We start from the raw sequence: 21,848 nt of genomic DNA, 5'->3' as shown, positions 1-21,848 counted from the left end.
TCTCTCACATCGCGCTCTCAGGAACGGGCACGGCGCACGGCCGCCTGTTGCCGCCGGGCACCGGCCCGGCGTCGGTTCTCGGCGCGCTCGCGCGCGGCCGCGCCGGGGGCCGTGGACGGATCCGCCCCGGACCGGCTCAGATGGGCGGCCAGCGAGGCCACCGTGGGGTGCTGGAACAGCTCGACCATCGACACCCGGTGCCCGAGGTCCGCCGCCAGCAGCGACCGCAGCTCGGCCATCAGCAGCGAATGCCCGCCGAGGTCGAAGAAGTTGTCGTGGGCGCCGACCCGCTCCACCCCCAGCACCGTCCGCCACAGCCCGGCCAGCGAGCGCTCCAGCCCGGCCCCGGGCGCGGTGAACGGCGCGCCCGCCGCCGCGCCGTCGCCGGTCGGCTCGGGCAGCGCGTTGCGGTCCACCTTGCCGCTCGGTGTGAGCGGCAGCGCGTCCAGCACGGCGAACACCGCGGGCACCATGTACCCGGGCAGCCGGCCGCGCAGGTGGGCGGCCAGCTCGGCCGGTCCGGGCGGAGCCCCGGCCGTGTCGGCCGCGGTCAGATGGGCGACCAGTCGCACGTCCCCGGTCCGGTGCGGCCGGGCCGTCACCACGGCCTCGCGCACCCCCGGGTGCTCGGCCAGCACGGCCTCGATCTCGCCGAGCTCGATCCGCAGGCCGCGCAGCTTCACCTGGTGGTCCAGCCGGCCCAGGAACTCCACCGCGCCGTCCTCGCGGAACCGCGCGAGGTCCCCGGTGCGGTACAGCCGCGCCGCCGGGTCCGGGGCGAACGGGTCCCGGACGAAGCGCTCGGCGGTCAGCTCGGGCCGGTTCAGATAGCCCCGGGCCAGGCCCCGGCCGCCGATGTGCAGCTCGCCGGGCACCCCGACCGGCACCGGCCGCATCGCCTCGTCCAGCACCAGGATCCGGGTATTGGCGATCGGCCGCCCGATCGGCACCGGCCGCCGGGGGTCGTCGTCCGGCCCGCAGGTCCAGTGGGTCACGTCGACGGCGGCCTCGGTCGGGCCGTACAGGTTGTACAGGGCGGCCGTCGAGCGGGCCAGGAAGCGGTCCTGGAGGTCGCGCGGCAGCGCCTCGCCGCTGCACACCACCCGGCGCAGGCTCACGCACTGCTCCACCGGCTCCCGGAGGAAGGACTGCAGCATGGACGGCACGAAGTGCACCGTCGTCACGGCCTCCGCCCGGATCGTCCGGGCCAGGTAGCCGGCGTCCCGGTGCTCCTCCGGCCGGGCCAGCACCAGCGTGGCGCCGGTCGCCAGCGGCCAGAAGAACTCCCACACCGACACGTCGAAGGAGAACGGCGTCTTCTGCAGCACCCGGTCGGTCGCGTCCAGCCGGTAGGCGTCCTGCATCCACAGCAGCCGGTTGCGGATCGCCGCGTGCACGTTCATGACGCCCTTGGGAGTGCCGGTTGAGCCGGAGGTGTAGATGACGTAGGCGAGGTCCTCGCCGCCGACCACCACCTCCGGGGCGGTGTCCGGCTCCTCGCCCGGTCCGGCCTCGAACTCCTCCACGCACAGCACCTCGGCGTCGGACACGGGCAGCCGTCCGAGCACCCGGCGCTGGGTGAGCAGCACCGGCACCCGGGCGTCCCGCACCATGTGCTCCAGCCGGGCGGCCGGCAGCTCCGGGTCCAGCGGCAGGTAGGCGCCGCCCGCCTTGAGCACCGCCAGCAGCGCCACCACCAGTTCCGGCGCGCGCTCCATGCCGACGCCGACCACCGCGTCCCGGCCGACGCCGAGCCGCCGCAGCCGGTGCGCGAGCCGGTTGGCCCGCCGGTCCAGCTCGCCGTAGCCCACCGAACGGCCCTCGAACCGCAGCGCCACCGCCTCCGGGGACAGCCGCGCCCGCGCCTCGAACGCCTGGTGGATCCAGCCCTCCCCGGCCGGCCACTCCCGGTCCGTGTCGTTGAACTCCACCAGCACCCGGTGGCGTTCGGCCTCCGTCAGCAGCTCCAGCCGCTCCACCGGCCGCTCCGGGGCCGCCACCGCCTGCTCGGCCAGCCGGCCGAAGTGGGCGGTCAGCCGGGCGACGGTGGACTCGTCGAACAGGTCGCGGTCGTACTCGAACCAGCCGTTCAGGCCGCCGTCGCGGTCGAACGCCTGGAGCTCCAGGTCGAACCGCGCGCCGCCGCCGCGCACCGGCACCGGCTCCAGCCGGGCGCCGCCCAGGGTGAGGTCCGGCACCGCCTCCCGCCCGTAGGCGAAGCTCACCTGGAACACCGGCGGCCGGCTGAGGTCGCGTGCCGTGCCCAGCTCGCCGACCACCAGCTCGAACGGCACCTCCTGGTGCTCGTAGGCGCCGAGGCAGGCCGCCCGCACCCGGTCCAGCACCTCGGTGAACGACGGCTCGCCGCCCAACTCGGTCCGGATCGGCAGGGTGTTCACGAAGTAGCCGATCATCGGCTCCAGTTCGGGCCGGTCCCGGACGGCCGTCGGTACCCCCACCAGGATGTCCGCCCGGCGCGCCCACCGGGACAGCAGCACCGTGAACACGGCCAGCAGCGCCATGTAGGTGGTCGCGCCCCGGCGGTGGGCCAGCTCCGACAGCCCGCGCAGCAGCGGCTCGGGCAGCTCGAACGGCAGCGTGCCGCCGTTGAAGCCCTGGACCGCCGGACGCGGCCGGTCGGTGGGCAGCTCCAGCGCGGCGGGCGCCCCGGCCAGCCGCTCCCGCCAGTATGCCAACTGCTGTGTCCAGCGGCCCTGTTCGTGCTGCTCGCGCTGCCAGAGCGCGAAGTCGGCGTACTGGACCGGCAGCTCCGGCAGCGGCGAGGGTCGACCGGCCGCGAACGCCTCGTACAGCGCGGCGAGTTCGGCCAGCAGCACCCAGAACGACCAGCGGTCCGAGACCAGGTGGTGCAGCGCCAGCACGAGCACCGACTCGTCCTCGCCGGTGCGCAGCAGGGCCAGCCGCAGCGGCGGCCCGGCCTCCAGGTCGAACGGCTCGCCGACGGCGGCCGCCACGATCCGCTCGTCCAGCTCGGCCGGGCTGAGACCGGCCCGCCGGAGATCGGTCTCGGGCAGTTCGGGTTCGACGGCGGGCCGCACCACCTGGGCGGGGCGGCCGTCGCGCAGCGCGAAGGTGGTGCGCAGCGCCTCGTGCCGGCGGACCACCTCGCGCAACGCCGCGCGCAGCACCTCCGCGTCCACCGGGCCGCGCACCCGCACCGCGCCCGGCACCACGTAGGCGGGGTTGGCCGGCCGGACCTGCTCCAGGAACCACATGCCCTGCTGGAACACCGAGAGCGGGAAGACGTCCTCGGCGGGTGCGGGTGCGGGTGCGGGTGCGGGTGCGGGCGGGCCTGCGGTGGCGGGCGTGGCGGTCGCGTCCCGCCGTTCGGCGAGCAGCCGTTCCAGGTGCGCCCGCTGCTCCGGGGTGAGCGCGGCGAGGCGTTCGTCGAGCTCAGTCATCGACCCGCTCCGGCCGCTCGGCGGTGACCTGCTCCAGGAGGGCGAGCAGTTCGGCGGTGGGGTCGGCGCCCGGGGCGGGGGCGGTCCGGTCGGCGGCGCGGGGCGCCCGGCGGATCGGCGCCGCGTCCCCGGCGGTGGCGGTACCGGTGGCGGTACCAGTGGCTGTCAGCCCCTCGACCACCTGTCCGGCCAGGCTGCGGACCGTCGCGCCCTTGAGGAACTCGGCGACGGTCACCTTGACGCCCAGTCGGCCCTGGATCTCGTTGCGCAGTTCCACGGCCATCAACGAGTCCAGGCCGAGGGTGGACAGCGGCGCGTCGGCGTCCACGGCCGCCGCCCGCGAGCCGAGGGCGGTGCGCACACTGGCGGTGAGCCCGGCGACCAGGGCCTCGACCCGCTGCCCGGCGGGCGCGGCCAGCAGCTCCTCGGCGGTCGGCAGCACGCTCGCCGCCGCCCGGCCCGGGGCGCCGAACAGTCGGCGGGCGGGGACCGGCCGGGCGGACGCGGTCCGTTCGGCGCGTTCGGCGCGTTCGGTCCGTTCGGTCCGTTCGGTCGTGGCGCGTACGGGCCGTTGGACGCGCTCGGTTCGATCGGTGCGCGCCGAGGGCCGCCGGGCGGGGATCGCGGCGGGGCCGTCGCCGCTCGGCTCGTGCCAGCAGCGGGTGGCGGCGAACGGGTAGTGCGGCAGCGGCAGTCGGGCCCGGCGGTACCCCCGGTCGAACCCGGCCCAGTCGACCTCGGCCCCCTCGGCGTACAGCCGGCCGAGGCTGCCCAGCAGAATCTCCCAGTCGTCGTACTTCGGCCGCAGGCTGGGCAGCATCAGCACGTCGTCACCGGTCAGCACCTCGCCGACCAGGCCCAGCAGCGTCGGCGCCGGGCCGACCTCCAGGAAGGTGCGGTGGCCGAGCTCGTACAGCGCCCGCACCCCGTCCGCGAACAGCACCGGCTGCCGGGCGTGCCGCAGCCAGTAGTCGGTGTCCAGCGGCCGGTCCCACGGCCACAGCCCGCCGGTCAGGTTGGACAGCAGCGGGACGGCCGGCGCGCCGAACCGGACCTTCTCCAGCGCGGCCCGCAGCGGCTCCAGCACCGGTTCGACCAGCGGCGAGTGGGAGGAGGTGGAGATCCGCAGCCGCCGGACCTCCGCGCCGCGCGCCGCGAACGCGGCGCAGACCTCGTCGACGACCTCCCGCACCCCGGAGACGGTGGTGTTCGCCGGGCCGTTGACGGCCGCGACGGCGACCAACGCCGTGTCGTGGCGCGCGAGTTCGGCGGCGACCTCGTCGGCGGGGGCGGCGATCGCCGCCATCGCGCCGGACTCGGCGAGCCGCTGCAGCAGTCGGCCGCGCTCCGCGACCAGCAGCAGGCCGTCCTCCAGTGACAGCGCGCCGGCGAAGCAGGCGGCCGCGTACTCGCCGAGGCTGTGGCCGATCACGGCGGCCGGTTCCACGCCCCAGGACCGCCACAGTCCGGCCAGCGCGTACTCCACGGCGAACAGGCCCGGTTGGGCGAACTCCATGGTGTTGATCAGCTCGCCGTCCGCCGCCGAGACGGGGTGCACGGCGGAGAGCAGCGGCGCCGGGAGGACGCCGCGCAGGATCTCGTCGCACTGGTCCAGGGTACGTCGGAAGAACGGCTCCGTCTCGTACAACTGCCTCGCCATGCCGGCGCGTTGCGGACCCTGGCCGGTGAACAGGAAGACCGGCTCGGCGGTCGACCCCGGCCCGGCCGGGGCGGCGCCCCCGGACCGGCCCAGCAGCAGCCCCTCGCCCGGGTCGTCCCGGACGAAGTCCGCGAGGCGTTGGGCGAGTTCGCCGGGAGTGGCCCCGACCGCGGCGAGGCGGTGCGGGAAGTGCGAGCGGCCGGTGTTCGCCGAGTAGCACAGGTCCGCCGCGCCCTCGGGCCCGGCCTTCGCCAGCCGGTCCTGGTAGCGGCGGGCGAGCTTCAGCAGCGCGCCGCCGCTGCGCGCCGACAGGGCGAGCACCGACAGCGGGCGGCCGTCGTCCTGCGCGTTCTCCGGCCCCGTCTCCGCAGCCTCCTCCGGCCCGGCGGCCGGCTGCTCCGGTGCCTGCTCGACGATCAGGTGCGCGTTGGTGCCGCTGAAGCCGAAGCTGCTGACACCCGCCAGCCGCCGGGCCCCGTCGGACGGCCACGGCGTGAGCGCGGTCGGCACGGCGAAGGTGGTGCCCTCGAAGGAGATGTGCGGATTGAGCTCGACGAAGTGCAGATTGGGCGGGATCTGCCCGCGGTCCACGCAGAGCGCGGCCTTGATCAGCCCGGCGATCCCGGCCGCCGCCTCCAGATGGCCGAGGTTGGTCTTCACGGCGCCGAGGTGCAGCGGCGCGCCCTCGGGCCGGCCGTAGACCTCCGCCAGCGCGGACACCTCGATCGGGTCGCCCAGCTTGGTGCCGGCGCCGTGGGTCTCGATGTAGCCGACCCGGTCCGGAGCCACCCCGGCCGCGTCCAGCGCCCGGCGGAACACCTCGCGCTGGGCGGCGCCGTTGGGCGCGGTCAGGCCCGAGCTGCGGCCGTCCTGGTTGACCGCCGAACCGCGGATCACCGCGAGCACCCGGTCGCCGTCGCGTCGCGCGTCGGAGAGCCGCTTGAGCACCACCACCCCGCAGCCCTCGCTGCGGACGAAGCCGTTCGCCGCCGCGTCGAAGGTCTTGCAGCGGCCGTCGTCGGCCAGCATCTCCGGGAACTGCGAGAAGGAGATCGCCGCGTCCGGCGCGACCACCGCGTTGACGCCGCCCGCCATCGCGAGGTCGCACTCGCCGAGCCGCAGGTTCTGGCACGCCTGGTGCACGGCGACCAGCGAGGACGAGCAGGCGGTGTCCACCGAGACGCTCGGCCCGCGCAGGTCCAGCAGGTAGGAGAGGCGGCCGCTGGCGATGCTGTGCGCGATGCCGGTGGACGCGTGGGCGGTGATGTCCTGCGGCTCGCGGAACAGCAGCCCGGCGTAGTCGTTGCTGCAGATCCCCAGGAACACCCCGGTCCGGCTGCCCGCCAGCGCGTCCGGCGCCTGCCCGGCGTCCTCCAGGGCCTCCCAGGCGACCTCCAGCACGAGCCGCTGCTGCGGGTCCATCGACACCGCCTCGCGGCGGGAGATACCGAAGAACTCGTGGTCGAAGCGGTCGATGTGGTCCAGGAAGCCGCCCCACCGGGTGCTGTGCTTCCCGGGGGTACGCGGCTGCTCGTCGTAGAACGCGTCGACGTCCCAGCGGTCGGCCGGGATCTCGCCGATCGTGTCGGTGCCGGCGGTCAGCAGCTCCCAGTACGAGTCCGGGTCGGTGACTCCGCCGGGGAAGCGGCAGCCGACGCCGACGATGGCGATCGGTTCGGTCCTGGCCCGCTCGTGCTCGTCGATCCGGCGCTGCATCCGCTCCATGGTCAGATAGGCGCGCTTCATCGCCGTCATCGAGCCGGTGCGGTCCTCGGGCGTGTCGCCCCGGGTGGTGTGCTCGCGCGTGGTCATCGTCCCTGCCCCCGGTCGGTCGGATCGGCACTGGTGTCGAACTGCTCGGTCTTGGCGAGGAGGAGGGCCTCCAGCTCGCGTTCCGACAGCCGGTCGAGGTCATCGGGCCCGTCGAGTTCCTCGGAGCCGTGGGAGCCGTGGGAGCCGCCGGGATGCTCGGGCCGGTGGAGGTCGAGGCCGGAGCCGTGGACGTGGTGCGGGCCGGTGTCCGGGCGGTGCGGAGCCGCCGGTCCGGCGGCGGGCGCCGCGGCGGCCTCCAGTGGGATCCCCATCCGTTCGGCGAGGAACGGCACCAGGGCGTCCAGCGTCGGGTACTGCCAGCCCAGCGTGGCGGGCAGCGGGACACCGAGCGACAGCTCCAGCCGCGAACGCAGCTCCAGGGTGCGCATCGAGTCGAAGCCGAGGCCGGCCAGCGGCGCCGAGCTGTCGATCGCCGCCGCGTCCGGCGCGCCCGCGCCGGGCCCGTCGAGCACCCGGGCGGCCAGCTCCCGGCAGTGCCGGACCAGCACGGCCCGGCGGCGCCGGCCCGGTTCGACCGCCAGCAGCTGCCGCCGGACCGCCTCCCCGCCGTCGGAGTCCGCCACCGCGGCGTCCCCCGCCGGAGAACTCGCCGGGGAGCCCGCGCCGCCCGCCGAGCGGACGATCGCGGCCGGACTGCCCAGCAGCCGGGCGAGGGAGGGCAGGCCCGCGCCGTCCACGCTCAGCGCGGGCAGTCCGAGCGCCCTGCGGTGCCCGGCGAGCGCGTCCAGACAAGTGCCGAGCGTCGTCGCCCGGCCGGGGGCGGACGCCGGGTCGGACAGCACCAGGAAGTCCAACGCACTTCCGGCGGTGGCGAGATGGAGCCGCCAGGCGTCGGCGGCCGGGGTGACCGCGCCCAGCGGGTCGTCCTCGGCCTCGTCCGGCCCGTCGCCGTCCGGCCCACTGCTCGGCGCCTCGTGCGCCGCCTCGGCACCCGCGAGGTGCACCACCCCGGCCAGCGGCGCCGCCGGGCTGTCGAACGCGGCCAGCGCGGCGGCCACCTCCTCGACGCGGGCCGGGTCGGCGACCGGCAGTACCGTCTCCACGCCCCGGGCACGCAGCTCCGCCACCGCCGACTCCGCGGCGGCGTCCGGGACGGAACCGGGGGAGCGGAGCAGGGCGATCCGGCGCGCCCCCAGGTCCGCCAGCCGGCGCGCCGCCGCCAGGGCGGCGGGAGCGGTGCCCCCGGTGACCAGGTAGCCGGCCCGGGCCCGGACCACCGAGCGGGTCGGCGGCACCGCGAGCTCCGGCGCCGGCTCCGGACGCAGCACCAGCTTGCCGGTGTGCCGGGCCTGCGCCATGGTGGCGAACGCCTCCCGGGCCCCGGCGAACGGGTGGACGGTGACCGGCAGTGGCCCGAAGCCGCCGTCCTCGAATCCCCGCACCACCTCCTCGAACAACTCGGCCAGCACGTCCGGTCGGGCGTGGAAGGCGTGGTCCAGGTCGACCGCGAACAGCGCCCGGTTCGCCTTCAGCCGGCCCAGGCCGATCGGACTGTCGTCGTGGATGTCGCGCTTGCCCAGCTCGACGAACCGGCCGCCCGGCGCCAGCAGCGCCAGACCGTGCCGAAGCGCCTCCCCGGTCAGGGAGTTGAGCACCACATCGACCCCGCGCCCGCCGGTGGCCGCCGCGACCTCGGCCGCGAAGTCCGTCGAACGGGAGTCCGCGACCAGTTCCACCCCGCCGAGTTCGCGCAGGAAGCGGCGCTTGGCGGGCGTCCCCGCGGTGGCGAACACCCGCGCCCCGCACCGCCGGGCCACCGCGAGCGCGGCCAGCCCCACCCCGCCGCTGGCCGAGTGGACCAGCACCGTCTCGCCCGCCCGCAGCCGGGCCAGGTGGACCAGCCCGTACACGGCGGTGAGGAAGGCCACCGGCACCGCCGCCGCCTGCTCGTCGTCCAGCGCCGACGGCCTCGGTGCCACCAGGTGCGCCTCGGTGGTGGTCCAGGCCGCGAACGCGGACGGCGCGACCGCCATCACCCGGTCGCCGACCCGGAACCGCCCGACGCCCGCGCCGACCGCGCTCACCCGGCCCGCGCACTCGACACCCAGCGGGACCGTCCCGGCCGCGCCCGGGTAGGAGCCCATCGCCTTGAGCACGTCGCTGAAGTTCAGCCCTGCCGCCGCGACCTCGATCTCCACCTGGCCGGGGCCGGGCGCGGTCCGCTCCCAGCGGGTCGGGGTCAGGCTCTCCAGGAGCCCGGGCCGGACCGCCAGCAGCCGCTGGTTGGTGTCCAGCTCCGGGTCGAACGGCCGCCGCTGCCAAGCCGGTTCGGTGCCGTCGGCGGAGTCCTGCGGGACCCGGACCGGCGTGTACCCGACCGGCCCGCGCAGCGCGGCCGACGGCTCCCCGGCCGGGCGCAGCAGCACGTCCAGCAGCCGGGCGGCGTCGTCCCGCGCCGGGTCGGGGTCGAGGTCCACGAGCAGCGGGCGGGGCGTGTCGGCCCCGGCCGGGGCGGTGGCGGCCGCACCCCACAGCAGGGCCTGCGCCGGGTCGGGCGCCCCGTCCCGCTCGGTCACGCGCTGCGCGCCCCGGGTCAGCAGCACCGGGCGCGGGCCGCCGGGCAGCCCCTCCTCGGCCAGCTCGCGGAGCAGCAGCGGGGCCGGGCGGACGGCGTCGGCGGCGGCCGCCGCCAGCGGGAACGGGCCCGGGCCGTTCGGGACCGGTCCGGTGGCCGCGTCCAGGCCCCAGGCGTACAGGACCCCGGCCCACGGTTCGTCGCCGACCGCGCGCAGCTCCTTGAGCAGGGCGGCGAGGTCCTCCGGCCGGGCCGGGTCCAGCTCGTACCGCAGCGGGTCGATCCGCCGGGACCGGCTGCCCGGGGTGACGGTCACCCAGCTGCCGCGCCGGGCGACGAGTTCGGCGCCGAGGGCTCCGGCGGTTCCGGCGCGGTCGGCGAACAGCAGCCAACGGCCCGGCGCGCCGGCCGTCGCGGCCTGACCGTCCCCGGTCTCGGCCCATTCCAGGGCGAACAGGGCGGCGCCGGTGCCCTCGTCGGCGGACGGCCGCTCCCCGGCGGGGGCCGGTTCGACGGTGCTGGCCCGGCCGGCGGCACGGGCCGGCTCGGCGGCGCGGGCCGGCTCGGCGGCGGGCGGTTCCGGGACGGCTTCGGGCGCGGTCTGCGCGCTGACGGCCTCCGTGACGGCCTCCGCGATGCCCTCGGGGGCGTACCGGCGGCGTTGCCAGGGGTAGTTCGGCAGGTCCAGCACGACCCTGGGCAGCTCCGCGAACCCGCCGCCGTCGTCCTCCCGGCCCTGCTCCCGCTCGGTCGGCACCACGTCGCCCGGCGCCCCGTCTCCGGCGAGCCCGCGCAGCGCCCCCAGCGCGGCGGCCCGGTCGGCGGCGGCGATCCGCGCCCGCCAGCGGTGCCGGGCCCGCCCTGCCCCGGCCGTGTAGGCGAACGCCGGGTAGGAGCCGTCCGGCAGCCCGGCGAGCCGGTCGTGCAGGGCGCCGGCCAGCGCCCGCACCGCCTCCGGGGTCCGGGCCGAGACCTCGAAGCCCGTCACAGGAACGGCCCCGTTCGCGGCGGTGTCCGGGCCGGTGTCCTCGGCCGCGCCGAGGATCACCTGGGCGTTGGTGCCGCCCATGCCGAAGGCGTTCACCGCCGCGTGCCGCCCGCCGCGCTCCGGCCAGGGCCGCAGCGCCGTCGGCAGGGTGATGGCGGTGCCGTCCAGGTCGATCAGCGGGTTGAGGGTGCCGAAGTTCGCCAGTGGCGGCACCTCCCGCCGCCGCAGGCACAGCACCGCCTTGACCAGGGCGATCACCCCGGCCGCGGACTCCGGGTGGCCCAGATTGGCCTTGACCGAGCCGACGCTGAGCTCGGCGCCGCCGTTGCGCCGGCCCAGGGCGGAGGCGATCGCCTCCATCTCGATGGTGTCCCCGAGCGAGGTGCCGGTGCCGTGCGCCTCCACCAGGCCGATGTCGGCGGGGGAGAGCCCGGCGTCCGCGAGCGCCGCCTCGGTCAGCGCCACCTCCGCCAGCACGTTGGGCGCGGTGAAGCCGGTCGAGCGACCGGTCTGGTTCACCGCCGAACCGTGCACCACAGCGTGCACCCGGTCGCCGTCCCGCCGGGCGTCCTCCAGCCGCTTCAGCACCAGGACGCCGCAGCCCTCGCCCCGGGCGAAGCCGTTCGCCCGGGCGTCGAAGGGCCGGCACCGCCCGTCCGGCGACAGCGTGCCCGCCAGCTGGTGCAGCCGGGTCGCCCGCGGCGAGAGCACCAGGTTCACCCCGCCCGCGAGCGCGACGTCGCACTCCCGGCGGGCCAGCGCCTGCCGGGCCAGGTGCACCGACACCAGCGAGGAGGAGCAGGCGGTGTCCACCGTGATCGCCGGACCGGCCAGCCCCAGCGCGTACGCCACCCGGCCCACCGTGAAGCAGTGGCCGTTGCCGCCCGCCCAGTGGGTGTCCAGCTCACCGGTGTGCCAGTCCCAGTACTCCTGGCCGGTGATTCCGACGAACAGCCCGGTGCGGGCCGGGTCCAACCGGTCCGGCGGCAGCGCCGCGTTCTCCAGCGCCTCCCAGGCGACCTCCAGCAGCAGCCGCTGCTGCGGGTCGACGCCCCGGGCCTCGGCCGCGCCCATGCCGAAGAACTCCGCGTCGAAGTCCATCACCTCGTCCAGGAACCCGCCGCTGTGCGGCAGCCGCTCCCACTCGGCGGCGAACGGCCCGCGCCGCCCGGCGGGCAGCGGGCCCACCAGTTCGCGGCCCTCGGCCAGCGCGGCCCAGTAGCCGTCCAGATCGGCGATGCCGCCCGGCAGCCGCAGGCCGATGCCGACCACGGCCAGCGGGCCGGTGCCACTGGCGGCGTCCAGCTGCGCCCGCAGCTTGCGGACGGTGTCGAGCGCCCGGGTGAGCGGGGTGGGCGCGGGGGCGGTGGTGCCGCTCTGCTGCTGCTCCGTCATCTGCTCAGCCCTCGCCGTCCGTGGCGGCCCGGTCGGGCTCGCCCGCCGCGCCGTCCCCGCCTGCCGCGCCGTCCCCGCCTGCCGCGCCGTCCCCGCCTGCCGCGCCGTCCTCGCCCGCCGCCGGATCGCCCAGCAGCCGTTCCGCCAGCACCGCCGACAGTGCCCGGGCCGAGCCGTACGTCCACAGCAGCGTCGGCGAAAGCCGCAGCCCGAACGCCGCCTCCAGCCGGTTGCGCAGCTCCAGACCCATCAGCGAGTCCAGCCCCAGCGACTTGAACGGGGTGTCCCGGTCGATCGCGCCGGCCTCCAGCCGCAGCACCCGCCCGGCCAGCTCCTGCACCTTCGCCTCCAGCAGCTCCGGCCAGCGCTCCCGCGGCGCCTCGCGCAGCCCGGCCAGGAACGCCGCGCCGGCGCTGCTGCCGCCCCCGCCGTGCCGGGCCAGCTCGCGCAGCGCGCTCCAGCTGCCCAGCGTCGCGGTGTCCGGGTACGCCTCCAGGTACTGCCGCAGGTCGATCGGCACGTACGCGACCACCTGCTCGTCGCCGCCGAGGAAGCCCTCCAGCGCCCGCCACGCCTCGGCGGTGGAGAAGCCCGCCATGCCGCGCTCCGCCAGCCGGGCGCCGCGGTTGTCCTTCGCGGCGGCCAGTCCGACATCGCTGAACGGTCCCCACTGCACGCTCAGCGCGGGCAGTCCGCGCCGACGCCGGTCCACCGCCAGCGCGTCCATGAAGGCGTTGCCCGCCGCGTAGGCCGCCTGGCCGGCGTTGCCGAACAGCGCGGCCGCGGAGGAGAACAGCAGGAAGAAGTCCAGCGGGTCGCCCTCGGTCGCCGCGTCCAGGTGGACCGCGCCGTCGACCTTGGGAGCCAGCACCCGTTCCAGCTGACTGACCGTCAGATTGAGCACGGTCGCGTCGTCCAGCAGGCCGGCCGCGTGCACCACCCCGCGCAGCGGCGGCAGTTGCTCGCGCACCCGGCGCACCGCCGCCGCGTCGGCGACATCGGCCGCGAAGGTCTCCACCAGCACGCCGCGCGCCCGCAGCGCCCCGATCCGGGCCACCGCCTCCGCGCCCGGCGCCGAACGGCCCACCAGGGCCAGCCGGCCCGCGCCGCGCCCGGCCATGAACTCCGCCAGCGACAGGCCGAGCGCCCCGAGCCCACCGGTGATCAGATAGGTGCCGTCGCCCCGGAAGCGGCCGTCCCGCAGCGGCTCCGGCACCACCTCCGTGACCGTCGACGGGTCCGACAGCACGAACTTCCCGATGTGGTGGCCGTGCGACATCTCCCGCATCGCCTCGGCGGCCCGGGCGAACGGGTACGCCAGCACCGGCAGTGGGGCCAGCTCGCCCGCCTCCACCCGCTCCCACACCTCGGCGAACAGCCGGGTGAACAGGGCCGGCCGGCGGGCGATCACCCCGGCGAGGTCCAGCGAGGCCAGGGAGATGCCCTTGCGGAACGCGTCCAGGGCCAGCGTGCGCCCGCCGTAGATGTCGGCCTTGCCGACCTCGACGAACCGCCCGCCCTCGGCCAGCGCCTCCAGGCCCAGCGGGATCGCCGCGCCCGTCAGCGAGTTGAGGACCACGTCCACCCCGCGGCCGCCGGTCGCCGCCCGCACCTCGTCCGCCCAGGAGAGGTCCCGGGAGTCGAAGACGTGCCGCACCCCCAGCTCGCGCAGCCGGGCCCGCTTGTGCGCGCTGCCCGCCGTGGCGATCACCTCGGCGCCCAGCAGCCGCGCCACCGCGACCGCCGCCAGCCCCAGCCCGCCCGCCGCCGAATGGATCAGCACCGTCTCGCCCGGCAGCAGCGCGGCCAGGTGCCGCAGGCCGTACCAGGCGGTGATGGTCACCGCCGGGAACGCCGCCGCGTCGGCGTCCGCCATCCCCGCCGGCACGTGCTGGGCGTGGTCGGCGAGCACCGTCCAGTGGGTGGCGAGCGCGCCGCCGCTGGTGCAGGCCACCACCCGGTCACCGGGGGCGAAGCGGGTCACACCCGCGCCGGTCCTGGTCACCACACCCGCACCGTCCAGACCGAGCAGCCGGGCGTCGGCCGTCGGATCCGGATAGGTGCCCATCACCTTCATCACGTCGATGAAGTTCAGCGCCGCCGACCCCACCGCGAGCTCGATCTCACCGGCGCCCGGCGCCCGCCGCTCCAGCGGCCGGAACGCCAGCCCGTCCCAGGTGCCCCGGCCGTCCGGGGCCAGCCGGAACGGCTGCGGGGCGGCCGAAAGCCAGCGCGGCCGGGCCGGTTCCGCCGGACCGTCCACCGGGCCCGCCGCGCCGCGCACCAGTCGGCCGACCAGCCGCTCCCCGCCCCGCAGCACCACCTGGTCCGCGCCGTCCTCGGCCGACAGCTCGACCGCGCACCGCGCCGCCCAGTCGGCCTCGTCCCCGGCCACGTCCACCAGCACCGGCCGCAGCTCGGGGTGCTCACGGCGCAGCACCCGCCCGAAGCCCCAGTACAGGGCCGCACCCGGATCCACCGCCCCCGCCGCCGACGGCGGCACCTGGGCGTCGGCGGTCACCACGACCAGCCGGGGCACCAGCGGACGCGCGGAGCAGGCCCGCACCAGCGCGGCCAGCGCCGCGAGGCCCGCCCGCTGGGCGTCCGGCCCGGCCTCCGCGCCCGGCGCCAGGAACACCACACCGTCCAGCCCCTCGACCGGGGCCAGCCGCTCCTCCCAGACCTCGGTCCTGGCCGCGTCCGCGCCGTCGGCCACCTGGGCCAGTGCCGTCCCGCCGCGCGCGGCCAGCGCCTCGGCCAGCTCCCCGGCCCGTGCCCAGGCCGCCGTGCCGCCGATCTGGTCGGCCGCGCACACCGCCCAACGGCCGGTCCGCCGAGCCGTGTCCGTACCCGTTCGCTCCGCTTCGTCCGCTTCGCGCGCCGTGTCCGTCTCCCCGGCGGCGGGGCGGGTCCTCGGCCGGAACTCCAGCCGGTGGATCCGCTCCGCGTCCGCGGCACCCGGATCGGCCGAGGCCGCCAGCGCCCGCATCCGCAGGCCCAGCAGGCTCAGCACCGGCCGCCGCGCGGCGTCGAACACGAAGAGGTCCACCTCCTCGCCGCCGTTGCGGCGCACCGCGTGCGACCACAGCTCCGTCACCGGCTCGGCGAGGTCCTGGTGCAGATGCACCCGCCCGACCCCGACCGGCACCGCCGCCTCCCCGCCCGGGAACAGCGGGATCGAGGTCTGCAGCGCCGCGTCCCACAGCGCCGGGTGCAGCCGGTGCGGATGGCCCCCGGCCAGGCAGCCCTCCGGCAGCCGCGCCTCGGCCAGGCACTCCGCCGCCCCGGCCCGCAGCCCCAGCACGCCCTGGAACGCCGGACCGTAGTTCAGGCCCCGCGCCGCGCAGTCGGCGTAGAACGCCTCGGCCGGCGCCGCGTCCAGGCCGAGCAGCCGCTCCGGGAACGACGGCACCTCCGGCGCCGTGTCCTCCGCCAGCACCCGCGCCGAGGCGTGCCGGACCCAGCCCTGTCCGCCCGGCTCCAGCGAGGACAGCGTGAAACTGCCGCCGCCCGTCACATCGTCCCGCCAGCCGAGTGCCACCGTCACCGGCTCCTCGGTGAGCGTCAGATGGCTGTGCAGACCGACCTCCGCGAGCGTGCGGTGCGCCCCGCCGGTCCGGGCCAGCGCCGTGCGCAGCGCCAGCTCCAGCATCCCGGTGCCGGGCAGCACCACCGCGTCGTACACCCGGTGGTCGCGCACCCAGGGGATGTCCGCCGGGGCCAGCTCCAGCAGACCCGTCCAGGTACCCTGCTCGGTCACCGACGGCACCAGCCGCAGCTCCTCCCCGGCCCCGCTCCCGGCCCGCCGGCGGCCCTGCTCCACCCAGTGCGCGGCCCGCTGCCACGGGTACGGCGGCACCGGCGCCCAGGCGGCCCGGGGCAGTGCGCCGAACGGCTCCAGGCCGCTCACGTACGCCCGCGCCAGGGACTCGCGCACCGTGCCCGGCGAACCCTGGTCGCGCCGCAGCGTCGACAGCACCTGCGGCGGCACCGGCCGCTGCGCCGCCAGTTGCTCCAGCGCCGGGGTGAGCACCGGGTGCGGGCTGATCTCGACCACATGGGTCACCCCGGTGTCGAACAGCCGCTCCATCGCGTCGGCGAACATCACCGGCCGGCGCAGGTTGTCCACCCAGTACCGGGCGTCCAGCTCCGGCCCCTCCAGCGGGGCCACCCGCACCGTCGACATCAGCCCGACCTCGCCCCGGCCCGGGCGCACCGACCGCAGCGCCGCCAGCAGGTCGTCCTCCAGCTCGTCCATCTGCGGGCTGTGCGAGGCGTAGTCCACGTTCACCAGTCGGCAGAACGTCCCCTCGGCCTCCAGCAACTCCTTGAGCGCCAGCACCAGTTCGGTGTCACCGGAGAGAACGCAGCTGTTCGGGCCGTTGTTCACGGCCAGCGACACGCCCTCCTCGAAGCCGGACAGCGCCGCCTTCGCCGCGTCCAGCGAGAGGTCCACCGCCAGCATCCGGCCCTTGCCCGAGGTCCGGCGGGCGATCGCGCTGCGCCGGGCGACGACCATCGCGCCGTCCTCGTAGGAGAGGATGCCCGCCGCCGTGGCCGCGGTGACCTCGCCCTGACTGTGGCCGACCACCACGTCCGGCTCGACGCCGGCCGCCCGCCACAGCTCGCACAGGCCCAGCGACACGGCCCACAGGGTCGGTTGCAGCATGTCGATCCGCGACAGCCACTCGTCCCCGGCCTCGCCGGAGACGACCCGGACCAGGTCCCAGTCCACGTACGGCTCCAGCGCGGCCGCGCAGCGGTGGATCACCGCGGCGAACACCGGCTCGGCGGCCAGCAGTTCGCGCCCCATGGGGTGCCACTGGGAGCCCTGGCCGGGGAACACGAAGGCCGTCCGGCCGACGGGCGCGGCCCTTCCGGTGAAGACGCCCGGCACTGGCTCGGCACCGGCCGGGTCGGCGCCCAGCCGTTCCAACTGCGCGGCCGCGCCGGGGGCGTCGGCGGCCAGCAGGGCGGCCCGGACCGGGAACTGGTCGCGCTGCCAGGCCAGCGTTCCGGCCAGCGACGGCAGCGCCGGTGCGGCCGGGCCGGTGAGCAGCGCCCGCAGCTCCTCGGCGCGCGCGGCGAGGGCCTGCTCGGAGTGCGCGGACACCGGCAGCAGGACCGGGGCGGTGTGCTCGTCGGTGGTGCCGTGTTCGTGGGTGGTGCCGCGTTCGTCGGTGGTGCGGTCGGTGTTCGGGGCCGGTGCTTCCGTCCGCGGTGCCCCGGTCAGCACCACGTGCGCGTTGGTGCCGCCCCAGCCGAAGCTGCTCACACCGAGGAACACCTGCTCGTCCGCCGGGAGCGGCAGCGGCTCGCGGACCACCGTCACGTTCAGCTCGTCGAAGGCGATCTCCGGGTTGAGCTCCGCCGAGTGCAGGCTCGGCGGCACCACGCCGTGACGCAGCGCCAGCAGCGCCTTGAACAGCCCGGGGATGCCGGCGGCGGCCTCCAGGTGGCCGATGTTGGTCTTCACCGAACCGATCGGCAGCGGACCGGCGTCCGCGCTGCGGGTCTGCCCCAGCACCCGGCCGACCGCGCCGGCCTCGATCGGGTCGCCGACCGAGGTGCCGGTCCCGTGCGCCTCCACGTAGGCGACCCGGTCCGCCGGGATGCCCCACTGCCGGTAGGAGTCCCGCAGCAGCCGCTCCTGGCCGAGCGGACTGGGCGCGACGACGCTCTGTCCGCCGCCGTCGTTGTTCACCGCCGTACCGGCGATGACCCCGTGGATCCGGTCCCCGTCCGCCCGCGCCCGGGCGAGCGTCTTCACGAACAGGGCGCCCACGCCCTCGCCGCGCACGAAGCCGTTCGCCCCGGCGCCGAACGCCTTGCAGCGGCCGTCGGGGGAGAGGCCGCCGAAGTACGTCAGACCGATCGAGGCGGTCGGGTCGAGCATCAGCGCGACACCGCCGATGATCGCCGCCTCCACCTCGCCGGCACGCAGGGCCTGGGCGGCGAGGTGCGCCGCGACCAGCGCGGAGGAACAGCCGGTCTCGACGACCAGGCTGGGTCCGGTGAGCCCGAGGAAGTAGGAGACCCGGGCGGCGATCATGTCGAGCGCGTAGCCGGGCGCCGTGTGCTGGGTGACCCCGGCGGCGCTCTTGCGGCCGACGTGCTCGTAGTCGTGCCAGCCGGCGCCGACGAACACGCCGGTCCGGCTGCCCGCCAGCGCGCGGGCCGGTGTCCCGGCGTCCTCCAGCGCCCGCCAGGCGGCCTCCAGCATCAGCCGCTGCTGCGGGTCGAGCATCTCCGCCTCGCGGGGGGAGATGCCGAAGAAGGTGGCGTCGAACCGGTCGACGTCGGTGAGGAATCCGCCGACCGCCTGGATCTCGCGCTGCGGGTCGAGTTGCGCGGTGGCGTCCCAACGGCTCGCGGGGACGGGGCCGATGGCGTCGTGCCGCTCCATCATCAGCCGCCAGAAGCTCTCGACGTCCGGGGCGTCGGGGAACCGTCCCGCCATGCCGACGACGGCCAGGGCCTGGGTCGGGTCCTGGACCACAGGGTCTGTGTGCATGTCCTCTTCCTCGGGCATCCGTGTGAGCCGGTCCGGGCGCGGGCCGGCGCCCCGACCGGGGCGTGCGGAGGCACGCTGGGGCGGGGTGGCGGCGGGGCACGGGCAGGGGTCGGGGCGGACGGGCCCCGCGCGGGAGGGTGCCGCGCGGGCGGTTTCGGGTCGGGAGGCAGCGGGTGACGGGGGCCGCGCGGAGCGGACGGGCTCAATGCGGCAGTCGATCACCAGTGCGCATCGTGCTCCCGGCCGGTCACCGCCGACAAGGCTGTGACCTGCTTTTACTGACACTTGTCACGTCCCTGCCCGCTGGCATCGGGTCGGCCACCGGACCCGGGTTAAGTTGAGGGGTCACCGAATGACACGCGTAGACCCACCGGTCCTGCTGAGGACATGTCCGCACCCGGACGCCCGGGTGCCGTCGACGGGAGCGGGCCGTTCGCCGCACACTGGGGCGCGGCCGAAACGATCACTGAGTTCCGTTCACGGGATCCTCGGGGGAGACCTGGTGATGACCATTCGTGTGTTGGTAGCCGACGAGCAACTGCTGCCCCTGGACGCGATCGCCGAAGTACTCGCGTCCGTCAAGGACTTCGAGGTCGTGGGGGCGGTGAACCGGAGTTCGATGGTGGTCCCGGTCGCGGTGCGCCGCCGGCCGGACGTGGCCGTCCTGGGAATGGGCACCGCGCAGGGCGGCTTCCGCCTGGTGCGGGAGCTCGGAAAACGCTTACCCGACTGCCGGGTCGTCCTCATGGCGGCCCGGCCCACCCGGACCCTGGTGGACCGGGCGGTGTCGGCGGGGGCGCTCGGTGTCGTCACCAAGCAGACGAAGATCCCCCGCCTGGTCGACGCGATCCGGGACGCCGCCGCGGGAGGCCGTCCGGTCCCGGGTGACGCCGGCCCGGTGCCCGACGGGCCGACGGCCCGGCCGGTCGTCGCCGAGCAGGTGCTGAGCGCGCGGGAGCGCGAGATCCTCCGACTCACCGCGACCGGCGCCTCGGTGAAGGAGGTGGCCCGCGAGCTCTACCTCGCCGCCGGGACGGTCCGCAACCTCACCTCGGGCGCGATGCGCAAGCTCGACGGGCGCAACCGCTTCGACGCGGCCCGGATCGCGGCCGAACGGGGCCTGCTGTAGCCGGAGTTGCCGAGAGCGTCCGTGCCGGACCGAGCTCAGCCCTGCGTCACCCGGTCCTCCTTCGTTCCCGTCACCGCCTTCGTCTCCTTCGTCTCCTTCGTTTCTGTCACCGCCTTCGCCGCCGCGACCTCCTTCGCCTCCCTGCCCTCGTGTTCCAGCAGCCCGAGCCGGGTGGCCCGCACCATCGCCGTGAGCCGGCTGTCCGTCTCCAGCACCCGCAGGATCTCGGCGACGAACCGTCGCACCGTCCGGTCCGAGTAACCGAGATGACGGGCTATCGCCTTGTCGGTGGCCCCGGCGGCCATCATCCGCAGCACCAGCCGGTGGGTCCCGGACAGTACCGGCGCCGAAGCGGCGCCACGCCGCCGCCGGGTGTACGGCGCGGCCGTCGACCAACTGTGCTCGAAGACCCGGGTGAAGAGCTGGGCGAGCAGCCCGCCGTCGATCACCACACTGCGCCGCAGCCCCTCCACCTGCGACCGGGTCACCACCTTCTCCCGGTCGACGATGACCAGCCGCAACGGCAGCGACTCCGCCGTCCGGATCTCGGCACCGGCCTCCTGGAGCGCGTTCACGTACTCGACGACGGCCGGGCTCCCGAGCGCCGAGGCCGGGGCCACCAGCCGGTAGTGGACACCCCGGCGCAGCAGCTCGACGTCCTCGCGGATGCACGGGTGCAGCGGCTCCCGCTCGGCCGCCGTCGGCAGCATCACCGCCACCTCGGACCGGCTGGACGCGTGCAACTCACCGAGCCTTCGCCCAAGTTGCGCCCGTGACTCGACCACCTCGACCGCCGGACTCTCCCCCGTGGAGGCCGGAGTGGCGAGGAAACCGTCGGTGAGGTCGGAGATCAGCTCCTGCGCCCGGGTGAACTCGGCCAGACGCTCCTGCTGATCGGCGACCAACCGTCTCAGGACGCTCTGCGGCGTCGCCGGCGGCGCCCCCCGGTCCCGGTCGAGCAGCCCGTGACCGGCCAGCCATCCGACCGCCTCCCGGACCTCGTCGGCCCCGACGCCGAGGTCCCGGGCGAGATCCTCCGGGCACATGCCGCTGTCCTCGGTGCGAAGGAGTGAGAGGTAGACACGGTACGCAAAGCGCGCGTCAATCCCGGTCGCCGCCGTCATCGCCGTGAACTCCAGCCGTAGATAAGGATCGTGAGCAGCAAGGAAGTCACGAGCCCCCGGGGGGCCCGGCTGGCGAGACTACTTGAAGAAGTACGGCCGTCTGTAGAGGGCCAGGAAGACCTGAGGCGAACAACGCGTCACCCCTCGCACCCGATCCGTCACGCTTGTCGGTGCACTCGGGGCCGTGTCGATCATCCGGATCGATGGTCGGATCGACACAGATCGAGCGGCTGGAGGGATCCAAGGTGAGTGTGTGCGTTTACGTGAGGGCCCACTCGTGCGGATGCTCGCTTCCGCCCGGTGTGAATGACATACCGTCAGATGCCGCTGTGGGGCGAAGGTCCGATCGGCAGTGGAGCCGAGCCTGCGCCGACCGTGGTCGGCCCTGGTGCCGATGACTCGGCCGTGCCCGGTCGGGCTCCGGGCGCCGAGTGTCAGAAGTTCCGGGCGAACACCGTGCAGGCGGCGGTCACGGCCAGCCAGAGGAGAACGGGGACGGCCACGAGGAGGGCGGGTGGCATCGGCAGGGACACGAAGCAGAGGGAGCCGATGAACGCGAGGACGAGGGCTGTGCCGGCGACGGTGCCGAAGCGGGCCGCTCGCGGGCCCGGGCGTGACCAGGTCAGGCCGTGCGTGGTGACCGCCGAACCCAGGCCGAGCAGGAGGGGGACTCCGAAGGAGACGAGGTAGGACACATCCTGGTTGTCGGCGCGGTGGCCCTGGTAAGTGAGCGCGGCCACCCGCCCCCGGAAGACCGTGAGGTCGATGTCCGCGCCGACCCGGACGCGGTCGTAGAAGGCTTCGGGGACCTCGTAGCCCCGCGCGGCGGCCGCGGCGCGTCCCACGGTCACCGTGTGACCCGCGGACGGGTTCGCCGCGCCGGGGCCGGCGCCGGAGTGGACGTTCTTGGCCGTCACCGTGCCTGTCTCGTGCCGTACGCAGTTCGCGTCGGGCCGCTGCTCCGCCGCGCCGCACGCAGGGGCGTCGCGGTAGGCGTACACCCGGATGTCGGCCCCGGCGAACCAGACGAAGCCGACCACGGTGGCGGCCAGTCCTGCCAGGACGAGCAGGACCGGTATCGGTGAACGGGTCGGAACCCTCGTCGTCCTACTGCGAGCGTTCATGGCAACCTCCCGGGACCGCCGTCGACGGGCGCCTCCCCGACGCCCCAGGACGGATGCTCCCAGGGATGCGGACGGCAGGGGAGTGGACAGCACTTCGGTGGCGAAGCCGGGAAGGCCGCTGGACCGGGGTCCCGCAACCGGGCG

At 75.9% G+C, this 21,848-nt stretch carries 7 protein-coding genes; 1 reads left to right on the top strand and 6 read right to left on the bottom strand.

From position 1 onward, the window contains the following. Window positions 1-17: 17 nt before the first annotated feature. Genes ACIQ9P_RS08320 through ACIQ9P_RS08305 form a run of 4 tightly spaced genes read right to left on the bottom strand, consistent with a single transcriptional unit; the run spans window position 18 to window position 18,327 of the window. Complete coding sequence (locus tag ACIQ9P_RS08320; protein WP_402351698.1) at window positions 18-3,422, bottom strand: amino acid adenylation domain-containing protein; 3,405 nt, start codon at window positions 3,420-3,422, stop codon at window positions 18-20. Next, on the bottom strand, window positions 3,415-6,894 hold the full coding sequence (locus tag ACIQ9P_RS08315; RefSeq protein WP_402351695.1) for a type I polyketide synthase: 3,480 nt from the start codon (window positions 6,892-6,894) through the stop codon (window positions 3,415-3,417). The genes ACIQ9P_RS08320 and ACIQ9P_RS08315 overlap by 8 nt, the downstream gene beginning before the upstream one ends. Further along, on the bottom strand, window positions 6,891-11,813 hold the full coding sequence (locus ACIQ9P_RS08310) for a beta-ketoacyl synthase N-terminal-like domain-containing protein (protein WP_402351692.1): 4,923 nt from the start codon (window positions 11,811-11,813) through the stop codon (window positions 6,891-6,893). Before ACIQ9P_RS08310 ends, ACIQ9P_RS08315 begins: the two co-directional genes overlap by 4 nt. A 4-nt stretch (window positions 11,814-11,817) precedes the next feature. Then, window positions 11,818-18,327: an SDR family NAD(P)-dependent oxidoreductase gene (locus ACIQ9P_RS08305; RefSeq protein ID WP_402351689.1), complete on the bottom strand. Its 6,510-nt coding sequence runs from the start codon at window positions 18,325-18,327 to the stop codon at window positions 11,818-11,820. Between the two features lie 505 nt (window positions 18,328-18,832). On the opposite strand from ACIQ9P_RS08305, the gene ACIQ9P_RS08300 reads away from it, so the two are divergent. Next, window positions 18,833-19,456, top strand: coding sequence for a LuxR C-terminal-related transcriptional regulator (locus ACIQ9P_RS08300; RefSeq protein ID WP_402351686.1), 624 nt, complete (start codon window positions 18,833-18,835; stop codon window positions 19,454-19,456). 35 nt (window positions 19,457-19,491) lie between these two features. Here the strand turns inward: ACIQ9P_RS08300 and ACIQ9P_RS08295 are convergent, their stop codons facing one another. Beyond that, window positions 19,492-20,502 carry a LuxR C-terminal-related transcriptional regulator gene (locus tag ACIQ9P_RS08295; RefSeq protein ID WP_402351683.1) on the bottom strand — a complete coding sequence of 337 codons (1,011 nt, stop codon included), beginning with the start codon at window positions 20,500-20,502 and terminating at the stop codon, window positions 19,492-19,494. A 512-nt stretch (window positions 20,503-21,014) separates the two neighbouring features. Next, entirely contained in the window at window positions 21,015-21,704 is a 690-nt protein-coding gene (locus ACIQ9P_RS08290; protein WP_402351680.1) for a hypothetical protein, read from the bottom strand. Window positions 21,705-21,848: the final 144 nt, after the last annotated feature.

The organism is Kitasatospora sp. NPDC094019, assembly GCF_044764505.1.
In the GTDB taxonomy this organism is placed as follows: Bacteria; Actinomycetota; Actinomycetes; order Streptomycetales; family Streptomycetaceae; genus Kitasatospora.
The sequence above is the reverse complement of the archived record's forward strand: the minus strand, read 5'-3'. Positions and strand labels throughout refer to the sequence as shown.